We start from the raw sequence: 12,453 nt of genomic DNA, 5'->3' as shown, positions 1-12,453 counted from the left end.
TAGGCCAAACCCATGACTCAGCATAATGACACAAAATACCTTACGAGCAATGAGCAAATTCCTATGGTCACTGTGGGTAATAATCCTGCTGCTACTCCTGCAACGTTATGGCTTATCGATGATGATGCGGCGCTGCGCTTGATCTTGGCAGATACCTTTGAAGAGGCAGGCTTAACGGTTATTAGCTTTACCCAAGCGCAAGCAGCGTGGACGCGCCTGAACGATATCTTGCAACAGCATGAAGCAGCCGACCAGCTACCAGATGTGATATTGACCGATATTCGTATGCCAATGATGGACGGTCTGTCATTTAGTGATTGGGTACATCAGCACTTCCCTACGCTACCGATTGTGATTATGACCGCGCATTCCGACCTGAGCTCTGCTATCAATAGCTATCAGACTGGTGCATTTGAATATCTGCCCAAACCCTTTGATTTAGATGAGGCGGTCGCCACAATTTATAAGGCCATTAATTATCAGCCGAATTTGAAAATAACAAATGATGCAACTAAGCCTGCTCAAAAGACTGTCAAAAAAGCTAAAAATGAAACCAAAACGACCATCGAACTTAAATCTAAACCTAAATCTAAAAACCAAACGGATAGCGATATTAATAACAATCCGAGCGGTATCATCGGTCAATCACAAGCGATGCAAACGGTATTTCGCGCGATTGGACGCTTGGCACACTCTCCTATTACCGTTTTGATTACTGGTGAATCAGGCACAGGTAAAGAGCTGGTGGCAGGTGCGCTTCATGCCCATTCTCCAAGGGCGCAGCAACCTTTTATCGCGCTTAATATGGCAGCGATACCGCATGACTTGATTGAGTCAGAATTGTTTGGTCACGAAAAAGGCGCGTTTACTGGCGCAACGACGACGCGGCAAGGTCGTTTTGAGCAAGCGGACGGCGGCACGCTATTTTTAGACGAAATCGGCGATATGCCGTACAGTACCCAGACGCGTCTGCTGCGCGTATTGGCCAACGGTGAGTTTTTTCGCGTCGGCGGACAGCAGCCGGTCAAAGTCAATGTACGCATCATTGCCGCTACCCACCAAAACTTAGAAGAATTGGTCAAACAAGGCAAATTTCGTGAAGATTTATTTTATCGCCTTAATGTGATTCGTATGCCATTGCCACCCTTACGGACGCGCCCTGAAGATATTCCTGCATTAGCAAACTACTTTATGCAGCGCGCCGCCAAACAATTAAATAGCGCCGAAAAGCAGCTGCATCCTACCACGCTTCAGATGATGCAATCTTTTGCGTGGCGCGGTAATGTTCGTCAACTTGAAAACGTTTGCCTTTGGCTGACGGTAATGACCACGGGCGACACCGTTATGATTGAGGATTTGCCGCCAGAGCTGCTAGACAATATTGCCCCTAATGTAGAGCAACAAAGCAATGCGGCATATCACGTGCATCAAAACATGCAAAACAGCCAGAACAGTCAATTGACCCAAACGCATGACAAGCAAAGCTGGCAGCAAGCGTTGGCTATATGGGCGAAGCAGTCGCTGCAAACGGGTGAAACCGATATTTTACAAACGGCAACGCCCGAGTTTGAGCGTGTGTTACTGCAAGCTGCTCTCAATCATAGCGGCGGTAAAAAAATAGCTGCCGCCAACTTACTGGGTTGGGGACGCAATACTTTGACCCGCAAATTACAGCAATTAGAGATGACAGCAGCAGAGAAAAATAATAATTAAAGCCATCAGTCTCTGAAATAAAAACCAGCAATATCAAATATTTATGAGATTTAGCAAAAATAATTTTCAAATAATTAAAAAAAATCGCAAATAGGGGTTGCCAAACCTTTGAAACTCTATATAATAGCCAACCACTGAGACGCACTACCGAATCAGTTAACTATCTCGATGGCATTTGAATTTAACTGCCTTTGATGATAGAGTAACGAAAATGGGGCTGTGGCGGAATTGGTAGACGCACCAGATTTAGGTTCTGGCGCCGCAAGGTGTGAGAGTTCGAGTCTCTCCAGCCCCACCATTTTCGGATAGTACATCTTAGACCAAATATTAAAGCCTGCTTTTTAGCAGGTTTTTTTGTGTCTAGAATTTAGCATTGATGATTATAATCTTTTCAAATCCAGCACGATTTCTTCCATACTTTGATAACGTTTTTCCATTCTCTTCGCCAACGCTTTATTGATAATACGTTGATAGCGACTATACTCCAACGGCATTGTTACAATTGGCTGTTGGCAATGCTGAGTCGCCCATTCTCTTAACGGCGCACCACTCGGATTATCAATCTTAAACGGTCGCTCGCCTGCCAATATTTCATATAGCATTATCCCAAACGCATAAATATCGCTTTGTAGCGTTGCGCCCTGTCCTTGCCAGCGTTCAGGGGCAAGGTAAGCGGGCGTGCCAGCATTGTTTTCTGTACTATTTTTCTTATTTATTTGAGTAATACCATTATTAATGGGTTCTGCCAAAGCAAAATCAGTCAATAATAAATTAGGTACGATACCGCCAATATCTGCATGATTTGGCATAAAACCCTCTAGTAAAAAGTTACTCGGCTTAATATCATTATGCAGCCAACCTATGTGATGTAAATTGGCAATAAGCTTTGCGGCTTGAACGATTAATTGCTGCTTTTGCTCGGCAGTCAGGCTTTGTTTTAAATAGCGCGCGACACTACCGTTGGCATAATTTGGCATAACAACAAGGGTGAGTGTTTGACTGTTATTTAATACTTGTAGCTGTAAATGATGAGTGGCTAATAGCGGCGGCGCGATAGAAGAAAATCTACCCTGATGGTTCGAGAACTGATTGGTAGATCTTAGAACTTCGGCCTCATAAGATAAATCAGATCCGTGTCGATGAGCATCTGTACTTAATTGCCATTTCATCATGACCTCACCAAACTGGGGATGCTTGGCGCGTGTTAAACCTTGATATTCAAGCGTATTAGTGACACCCTGCTGACTGATACGCTGATGTGCTATCTTACTATACTGCAAGTCCAAGAATGCTATGGTCAATATAGGCAGAATTTGCTGCGCATCCGTTTGCAACGTCTGTTTTGCCAAGTCTTGCTTTGGCTTTGCTTGAAATACTGCCTGATAACTGGCACTATTTTTCATGATAAGTGCTGCCTTGATGTATGTACTTGATATATGTAATAGGCAATCTGCCATTTTTATGATTATAAGTAACTAAATTATAAGCGACTATGTATTATGCCCCAATCTACTATGCCTGTTATGAATTACGCCCTACCCGACCATGTATTAAATTTACTTGAGCAGTATTTGCAAGAGCAGGTCACGCCAACTATCGAGATTGATCCTGCCCAGCTGGCTTATCGTTGGGTTGGCGGTAAGCAAGGGCACCTGGAGCCTTTGGCAGTGAATTTATTTTTAAGTTTAGATGACTTGCATGGTATCGATACCCAAAAGGCAAAACTGGTACAAAATACGCGCCAGTTTTTAAAGGGCTATCCTGCCAATCACGTCCTGATGACAGGCACACGCGGCGCTGGCAAGTCATCACTGATTCGGGCACTGCTACAAGCCTATCATAGCGAAGGGCTACGTATTATCGAAATCGCTCGTGATGACCTACGGATGCTTGATAAGATACGCGTTGCGATTAATGCGCTGCCCGCGGACTGTGGTTGCCGTTATGTGGTGTACTGTGATGACTTGGCATTTAACGGTCAAGATGAGAGTTACCGGACGCTAAAAAGTGTGTTGGACGGCGCACTAGATTCCGAGCAAGACAAGCTACTCGTCTATGCCACCAGTAATCGTCGTCATCTTTTGCCGCAGTTAATGAAAGACAATGTCAATATTTATAACGGTCAGACTGACGAAGTCAACCCTTATGAAACCATTGATGAAACGGTCTCCTTGTCTGATCGCTTTGGACTTTGGTTATCCTTTCATCCGATGGATCAAAACACTTACTTGCACATTGTGCGCCATTATTTATCACTTTCGCCAAACCGCAATCTAGATAATGCGAGTGACGTTAAAGAAAGTAATCATCATGCAGAGGAAAATAATACGCTGCCTGACGACATTAGAGCAGCAGCATTACGCTGGGCATCAGAGCGCGGTGGCCGCTCGGGGCGCGTGGCCTATCAATTTAGCCGCTACTGGATAGGGCAAATGCAATTAGCAGCTGAAGATAATAACGCTTAAAAGTTATTGAAATTTGTTGTTATGTTATTCTTTATGGTCGCGTGCAGAGCCTAGATACTGTACGCGGCTCCCTTCTTCTGCGCTTACTAAGTCCGCTGTGCCATTCACCATATATTGATCAAAGTCAGCGGCTAACCATAGATTGCCTTGATAAGCACTTTGGGCATCCAAGCGGATATGCGCCATATTGGGCGTATCACTGTGAGGATTATCAAAGCTTTGATAACGGGCGCTAAAATGGGTCAAAATTAAATTTTTAACGCTGTTTTCTTGGGCAAATTGACCGACCAATTGCGCGCTACTGTGCATCGGATCAAAGTCTGGGTTTTTTGCCTGAATCTTATGTAACACATCATGAGTATACGTGGCTTCGTGTACCACTAAATCGGCATCGACTACCGCAGCACTTAGGCACTCTGGCGTATCGTTATCGCCCGCCACCACAACCTTTATGCGCTGACTGTTATTATCGACATAATTGGCTGAATAAAGCGTGCGTCCGTCTTCGGCTGCGACATCTTTGCCTTGCTGCAACTTGCCCCACAGCACGCTTGCTGGAATACCATCGGCTATCAATTTATCGGTATTCAGCGTACGGCGGCTGATGGTTTGATTGATAGCAAAGCCATAAGAGGCCACGCGATGCGATAAAGGATAAATACCTATCGTCAGCTGATGCTGATTGTCTAGTGTAATCGTTACTTGAGTTTTATTTCCTTCATTTGATTCAGAGAGCAAATCTTCTATCGCCATAAAGTTAATAACAAATGGAAAATATAGCTCTGTCGTCAAAGTTACCGCTTCAAGCAACGTGGCGATTGCTTTTGGCGCAACGATGATTAACGGCTCACGGCGCCCTGACATTGCCGCACTCGCAAGCAACCCCGGCAGACCATAACAATGATCGCCATGCACATGAGTGATGCAAATGGCTTGGAGCTGATGTAGAGATAACTTAGTATGTAAGAGCTGCTGCTGTGTGCCTTCGCCGCAGTCAACCAACACCCAAGGCCGTGATTTTTTAGATTGAGTCGTGTTTTGGATGTTTGAGGCATAGGGATTAAGAGACTCAACAGCTAATGCGGTGACATTACGCTGCTTGGTTGGCACGCCCGCTGAGGTGCCCAAAAAGGTAAGCTTTAACATAAGCAAACTCTTTATCTAAATACTTTTTATAGCGACGTTTTTATAGTGATGTTTTTATAAAGACGACTTTATAAAGACTGGCATAGCATGGTTCTTTGACCTTCAATCATTTGCCCACCATTGGCCGTACATTCATTGACCATATTGGATTCATAGGATTTCCAACCACCATAAAAGCTTGCAAGACATAGGAGTACTACCAGCAGCTTTTGTGACCACGCTTTGATAGAGACTTGCTGGCTATTTTTATTTTCTTCAGCAGCATTTATAGTTGGTTCCGTAGTTAAGCTTGTATCAGCATTGCTATGCCGGTTGTTTGTTTTATTTAAGTCTGTCATTTTTTATCCTAAAAAAGGTTTTGTCTATAAATAAACAAAACCTTTATTTTAATATAAATTCAGTCATTTATTAATGATGAAGTGTGCTGCATCTAAAATTTCAAACGCCCGCCCTTTTCTTCTGCGCGCTTAAAGGCATCGCGCTCTTCACAGCGTTTTAGCCAGTTTAAGATATTGGCATATTTACTGCTATCTAAACCTGCTCCCGCATTGGCACCGACGACCGCAAGATGCATCTGAATATCAGCGGCACTAAATTCGCTACCGGCAAACCAATGATTATCTTGCAAGTGCTGCTCCATCATGGCCAGCATGGTATCCAAACTTTTGCTAATCATGCTTTTCTCGACCTGATTGCGAATACTTTTGCTCACAGGTTTGATCAGCATCGGCGATTGCTCAACCACTTTGGTAAAGACCAGACGCATGACCAATGGCGGCATGAGGGATGCTTCTGCAAAATGTAGCCAAAACGTATAAGCATCCCATGCCGCTTCATTGTCATCAGCAGGCTTAAATTGATGTTCTTTATCATAATGCTTAAGCAAGTACTCAATGATAAATCCCGACTCGACGAGCGCACGGTCGTTTACCTCTAATATGGGCGCATGACCGAGCGGATGTACTTGTTTTAAACTGTCTGGGGCGCGGTAAGCCTTGTTGCGCTCGTAACAGGTTAATTTGTAATCGAGTCCAAGCTCTTCTAATAGCCATAAAATACGAAACGAGCGTGAATTTGCTAAATGATGAAGATGTAACATAAACCATCCTAGTTATAATGTGAATAAGCGATAATCTTAAATAAGACCTATATTAATAGGCTACGCCTGCCCTCAGACTTCATTTTTGGAACTCGTCAAGCATCATTGAGCAAGGCGACCTTATTGTCGATAATAGCGCAATTAATCGCTCTTTAACATAGAAACTATGTAGAGTAATAAGGAGAAATGATGCCTGCTAAGTTTAATTTATTTTCTTTGTAAGACAACCTTACTTGGCATGTAGTTCTTCGATTTTGCGCGTCATCTTGTCTATTTTTTGCTGATACTTCCTAATTTTACGAAACCGATGGGCAATCAAAACCCCTTTGATGCGGCGATTTTTTAGGCGACGGCGCGGCGGGAAACTGCCGACTTGTGGCTCATTGTACGCTTGCAGGCGGTCGTGACGCTTACGTGCCAAATAGCCAAGCGCACTATCAGCAATCATAATCAGCAGCGCAATGACAATCATGCCATACATAAACAGCGAGCCGCCGTCATTGATACTTTGGTGCAAAATAGTAATGGAAAATATAAATAAAAATATCGGCTCAAGGTAACACAACGTACCAAATAGCGATACGGGTAGCTTTTGGCTGGCAACCATGGTCAGCGCCATCGCCGCTGTACTAATAATACCGAGTAGCGGCAATAGATACCAAAACTTATCGGTCGCGAACGCCAGCTCAAAACCACCGCTTAAGTATAATACCACCATCACCACCGGCGTTAATAACACCAAATCCGAGATAAGTCCGGTGATGGGCGGTACGGCAAGCTTACGCCGCAGCAGATAATAAGGCGGATAACCCAAACAGACAAATAAAGTCGCCCAAGAAATGCTGCCATATTGCCAGACATCGTAGCCAATACCGAGCGCCGCACAAATGGTCGCAAGCCATTGCAGCAAGCTCATGTCTTCATTATAAAAAAAGCGCCCCACGACAATCATAATCATCGGGTATAAAAAGTAACCTAATGTCACCTCCAATCCCAAATCATTGACCGGCGCCCACATAAATATCCAGATTTGCGCACCCAAAATCGGTGTGGGAATGATAAATAAAAACCACTCTTTGGCCGTCTTTAAGGTTTTTAGATAATCAAAAATATGCTGCCATTGTTTCAGCGCACTGACCAGTAGCACCAAACTGAGTAGCATCATCAGTACCCGCCAAGAAGCGACTTGCGTCCCTGATAACGGCTGCATCAATAGACCAAATAAAAACAACCCCGCATATAAAAAATTTGCGGCGATTGCAACGATGGTACCTTGCGACGTTTGATTGGTGAGGAGCATAACAACTGCCTTTAAAAATAAGCGCACGTCCTTGGCAATTTTGAAAAAAACAAAAGCCTCAGACGCGAACGTCGGAGGCCTTTTGTCTATCAGCTCTATTGTTGATAGAAATTTTTATCTATCCTGTCACTAAATAAAATTAAGATAAACGCTTGTGTATCTCATGCTCAGCATTATGTCAAAGTCGGCATAGATACGCAATACAATGGCTTAACCCGTCTGTTCATTTTAAAATCCAGTTTATTCATTTGACATACATGTGAGGATTTATTTGCTATCAAGCTGCTCGATTTTACGCTGTATGCTATCGAGCTTCCTTTGATAACGACGCATCTTACGAAAACGATGTGCGGCTAACACCCCGTCGATACGGTAGTTTATCAAGCGGCGACGCGGCGGAAAACCGCCCACTTGTGGCTCGCGGTAGCCGTGCAAATGGTTGTCGCGGCGGCGGCGAAGATAACCCATGACACTATCAGTAATCATAATAAATAACGCCAGCGTAATCATACCGTACATAAATAACGAGCCGCCTTCCTCAATGCTTTGGCTTAACACGGTAATGGATAACACAAACAATAGCATCGGCTCTATATAGCTTAGCGCACCAAATAACGAGACAGGTAATTTACTACTCGCAATCATGGTCAGTGACATCGCAAGCGCACTAAATGCGCCAAGCAGCGGCAATAAATACCAAAACTTCATATTTTGTGCCGCCACGCTAAAGCCGCCACTGCTATACAGCATAATAAGTACCACTGGCGTCAGCAAAGTTAAATCTGACAACAAACCAGTAATCGGCGGTACGGCAAGCTTACGCCGCAGCAGATAATAAGGGGGATAACCTAAACAGACAAACAAGGTAACCCAAGAGATGGTGCCATATTGCCAAATATCATGACCGATACCTAAAGCGGCCAACAGGGCCGCTAGCCACTGTAGCGCGCTCATATGCTCATGGTAAAAAAAGCGCCCCAATATGATCATCACCAGCGGCAATAAAAAATAGCCCAAAGTGACGTCAAGACCAAAGCCATTGACCGGCGCCCACATAAATAGCCAAATTTGCCCACCCAAAATCGGCGTCGGCAAGATAAATATCAGCCATTCTTTTGGTGTTTTTAAGGTTTTTAGATAATCAAAGACATGTTGCCACTGCTTAGTAAAGCTGACCAATATAAGCAAACTCAACAGCATCATCAATATGCGCCATGATGCTACCTGTGTTCCTGTCAAGGGCAGCATAAATAACCCAAACAAAAACATCATCGAGAATAAAAAACTCGATGATATTGCGGCTAACGTTCCTTGAAAAGTTTGATTGGTCGTAAACATAACAACGGCCTTAAAAAATAGCGCTTAATAGATATTATTTATCATAAGTGTATAGAAGCTAAGCATGCAAAGTTAAAGGTTAAAAAACACGCTATAAGGATAAACAGCGCTCAGAAAAAAGCCTCCAACGATGTCGTCAGAGGCTTGTTCTAGAGCAGTATGACTAACTAAACTAAAAAGCTAACAACTGATATGGTTACTCGTCATCGTCGGTGTTTTCATCTGCGGTATCAGTCGACGTTTCGTCATCTAACGTATAGTCATTGGCAATATCGATAACATCATTGATATCGGTCGTCGCATGACCTGTTTCGGCATCAATATCGATTTGTTCTTGACCCTCTACGCCAAAGGTACCATCTTCTTTCATCGCCTCGACCAACTTGTCGTCGGCCTCTTCGTTCTCAACGCGCGCCATGGCCACCAGTTTTTCATCTTTTGACAGACGAATCAAGGTAACGCCTTGGGTATTACGACCCGAGCTTGCCACTTGTTCAACTGGCGTACGAACCAACGTGCCTTTATCAGAGATTAAGATAATATCGTCTTCAGGCTCAACCTTGGTCGCCCGAACCAAGGCGCCATTACGGGCGCTAGTTTTGATAGCAATGACACCGCCACCGCCGCGATTTTGCGTATTAAACTCTTCGACAAAGGTACGTTTACCAAAGCCGTTTTCACAAGCGATAAGGATTTCGCGCACATCATCTTCGATAACCACCAGCGATTTGATAAATTCATCGGCGGCCAGACGCATACCGCGCACACCTTTAGCAGTACGACCCATCACACGCGCATCGTTTTCATCAAAACGAATGGCTTTACCGCTCGAAGCAAATAGCATCACTTCTTGACTGCCATTGGTAATACGGGCGCTAACCAATTTATCATCATCTTCTAGGCCAACAGCAATCAAACCGTTCGAGCGAATATTGGCAAACTGCTCAAGCTCAACACGCTTAACCGTACCATTTGCCGTGGCAAAGAAGACAAAATGCCCGCTCACATCCGCGGTATTTTGCGGTATTGGCAATATCGTGGTGACCGTTTCATCAGCATTTAAACCAATCAAATTCACTAACGGACGACCACGCGAACCGCGGCTGGCAATCGGCACTTCAAAACCACGTAAGCTGAACACTCGGCCTGTGTCGGTGAAACACAATACCGTTGCGTGCGTTGAGGTCACGACCAAATGATCAATCACATCGTCTTCTTTCATCGCGGTTGCAGATTTGCCTTTGCCGCCACGTTTTTGCGCCACATAATCGTCAATTGGCTGCGTTTTTGCATAGCCCGTACGCGACACTGTCATCACAACGGTTTGCTCTGGGATCAGATCTTCACGGTTAAAGTCCATACGGGAATCAATGATATCGGTACGACGCTCATCACCGAAGTTTTCACGAATCTCAATCATCTCATCAGAGATAATGGTCATTAATTTATCAAAATCACCAAGAATTGACTCTAAATGAGCAATTTCACGTAATAAATCTTGGTATTCTTCGGTCAATTTGTCTTGTTCAAGACCCGTCAGGCGATGCAGCTGCATGTCTAAAATGGCATTGACCTGCTCAAGTGATAAGCGATAGCTTTCTTGATTGTCAATCAAACCAAACGGCGCTTTTGGGTCTTCGCCTTCGATAAAGTCTGGACGTACCGACTGGCTACCTGCCGCAGTTAGCATCGCAACGACGCTGCCTGAACCCCACGTGTTATTCAGTAAGTTTTCACGAGCAAGGCCGCGGTTTGCAGAGGCTTTAATCGTCGCAATAATCTCATCAATATTGGCTAGGGCAACGGTTAAGCCTTCAAGCAGATGACCACGAACGCGGGCTTTATTAAGCTCAAAAATGGTACGACGCGTCACCACTTCTTGGCGGTGACGGACAAAGGCGGCAATTAGCTGACGCAAAGTCAACAGCTTTGGCTGACCGTTATCGAGCGCCACCATATTGATACTAAAGCTAGATTCGAGCGGCGTTTGCAAGAATAAATTATTAACAATCACTTCTGCCGTTTCACCGCGGCGCAAATCGATGGCAATACGCATACCGTCTTTATCAGACTCATCACGAATTTCAGTAATACCTTCGATTTTTTTATCGCGTACCAGCTCAGCAATACGCTCAATCAATTTGGCTTTATTTGTCTGATAAGGCACTTCGGTAAAGACAATGCGTTCACGGTCACGGTTGACGCCCGTCTCGCTCATCGGCTCAATGATATAGCGACCGCGTACATGCAAGCGGCCTTTACCTGTGCGATAAGCGTCTAAAATACCCGCCCGACCGTAAATCACACCGCCGGTAGGAAAGTCAGGACCTGATATATGCGACATCAACTCTTCGGCAGATATTTGTGGATTTTGCGCATATGCTAAGCAGGCATTAATCACTTCTGTCAGGTTATGCGGTGCCATATTAGTCGCCATACCAACCGCAATACCGGTTGCGCCATTGACCAACAAGTTTGGAATACGTGCAGGCAAAACGCTTGGCATACGCTCAGAACCATCGTAGTTGTCTTCCCAATCGACCGTATCTTTATCCAAATCCGCTAGCATTTGGTGGGTCAGCTTGGTCATACGCACTTCGGTATAACGCATCGCCGCCGGTGGATCATCATCAATCGAACCAAAGTTTCCTTGCCCATCAATCATCGGATAACGCAAGCTAAAATCCTGTGCCATACGTACAATTGCATCATAGACCGCACTATCACCATGCGGGTGATATTTACCAATGACATCACCGACCACACGTGCTGATTTCTTGTAAGGTTTGTTATAATCATTAGACAACACATGCATCGCGTACATCACACGGCGGTGCACTGGCTTAAACCCATCACGCACATCAGGCAGCGCGCGCGAGACGATCACGCTCATCGCATAATCCAGATAGGACTGCTTTAATTCATCCACGATGGCAATAGGACTGATCGAGTCGCTCATATACACTCCTTTATTCACATTTTTTTCTAGTATTTGGCTCGGTTAAAAATGCTGATAGTTGTACAAAAATAAAGGCGCTAAAAAGCGTCATTATCCATGATATACAGACTATAAAAAGCGTTATCAAACAGGCTAAATAATAGGAAAATGGCGATACGGTTTTTGTTAAAAATAACGTTTAATTAAAGAAGCTATTTTAACACATTTTTGTCTATTTAGGGGATTGTAGATGCTATTAAAATCAAGCAAAACAGCTGATTAGCGCTCGTTTTTATCTTTAGCGATAAGGATAAAAACGACTTTAATAATTGGGCATTGTCTTTGCTGTTTTTAAAGGCTATTTCATAAAAAAACTGCATCCAAAGGATTAATGCCAGTCAGTTAAGGCTGACTGGTATTTTTTTTGGGATATTTTTGTGGTTTACCCTTAACC

At 44.2% G+C, this 12,453-nt stretch carries 9 protein-coding genes and 1 tRNA gene; 3 read left to right on the top strand and 7 right to left on the bottom strand.

Annotated elements, in window-relative coordinates:
• Positions 1-12: 12 nt before the first annotated feature.
• Both CXF58_RS01620 and CXF58_RS01615 read left to right on the top strand, forming a co-directional pair.
• Positions 13-1,713 (top strand): sigma 54-interacting transcriptional regulator, encoded by a 1,701-nt coding sequence (locus CXF58_RS01620; RefSeq protein ID WP_102076356.1) that lies wholly within the window; start codon positions 13-15, stop codon positions 1,711-1,713.
• 213 nt (positions 1,714-1,926) lie between these two features.
• Positions 1,927-2,011 (top strand) — tRNA-Leu (locus tag CXF58_RS01615).
• Between the two features lie 82 nt (positions 2,012-2,093).
• On the opposite strand, the gene CXF58_RS01610 is transcribed toward CXF58_RS01615, so the two are convergent.
• Complete coding sequence (locus tag CXF58_RS01610) at positions 2,094-3,116, bottom strand: protein kinase domain-containing protein (protein ID WP_102076355.1); 1,023 nt, start codon at positions 3,114-3,116, stop codon at positions 2,094-2,096.
• A 96-nt stretch (positions 3,117-3,212) separates the two neighbouring features.
• Here CXF58_RS01610 and CXF58_RS01605 point away from each other — a divergent pair, with 96 nt between their 5' ends.
• A complete protein-coding gene (locus CXF58_RS01605) occupies positions 3,213-4,178 on the top strand; it encodes an ATP-binding protein (RefSeq protein WP_102076354.1) in 966 nt (321 codons plus the stop codon).
• A 24-nt stretch (positions 4,179-4,202) separates the two neighbouring features.
• Here CXF58_RS01605 and CXF58_RS01600 read toward each other — a convergent pair whose 3' ends face one another.
• The 6 genes from CXF58_RS01600 to gyrA all read right to left on the bottom strand — a co-directional run bounded on the left by CXF58_RS01600 (position 4,203) and on the right by gyrA (position 12,020).
• Positions 4,203-5,324: a ribonuclease Z gene (locus CXF58_RS01600; RefSeq protein WP_102076353.1), complete on the bottom strand. Its 1,122-nt coding sequence runs from the start codon at positions 5,322-5,324 to the stop codon at positions 4,203-4,205.
• Positions 5,325-5,392: 68 nt separating this feature from the next.
• Positions 5,393-5,662, bottom strand: a complete 270-nt coding sequence (locus CXF58_RS01595) for a hypothetical protein (protein ID WP_102076352.1) — start codon at positions 5,660-5,662, stop codon at positions 5,393-5,395.
• A 92-nt stretch (positions 5,663-5,754) separates the two neighbouring features.
• A complete protein-coding gene (locus CXF58_RS01590; protein WP_102076351.1) occupies positions 5,755-6,423 on the bottom strand; it encodes a glutathione S-transferase in 669 nt (222 codons plus the stop codon).
• Positions 6,424-6,652: 229 nt separating this feature from the next.
• The gene (gene rarD, locus CXF58_RS01585) at positions 6,653-7,723 is read right to left on the bottom strand and encodes an EamA family transporter RarD (protein WP_102076350.1); all 1,071 of its coding nucleotides are present in this window, start codon (positions 7,721-7,723) and stop codon (positions 6,653-6,655) included.
• Between the two features lie 267 nt (positions 7,724-7,990).
• Positions 7,991-9,061, bottom strand: a complete 1,071-nt coding sequence (rarD, locus tag CXF58_RS01580; protein WP_102076349.1) for an EamA family transporter RarD — start codon at positions 9,059-9,061, stop codon at positions 7,991-7,993.
• A gap of 196 nt (positions 9,062-9,257) precedes the next feature.
• Positions 9,258-12,020: a DNA gyrase subunit A gene (gene gyrA, locus CXF58_RS01575; protein WP_102076348.1), complete on the bottom strand. Its 2,763-nt coding sequence runs from the start codon at positions 12,018-12,020 to the stop codon at positions 9,258-9,260.
• Positions 12,021-12,453: the final 433 nt, after the last annotated feature.

It is taken from the genome of Psychrobacter sp. Sarcosine-02u-2 (assembly GCF_002836335.1).
Lineage (GTDB): Bacteria > Pseudomonadota > Gammaproteobacteria > Pseudomonadales > Moraxellaceae > Psychrobacter > Psychrobacter faecalis.
Note: the sequence above shows the minus strand (reverse complement) of the source record. Positions and strands in the feature narration are given on the sequence as shown.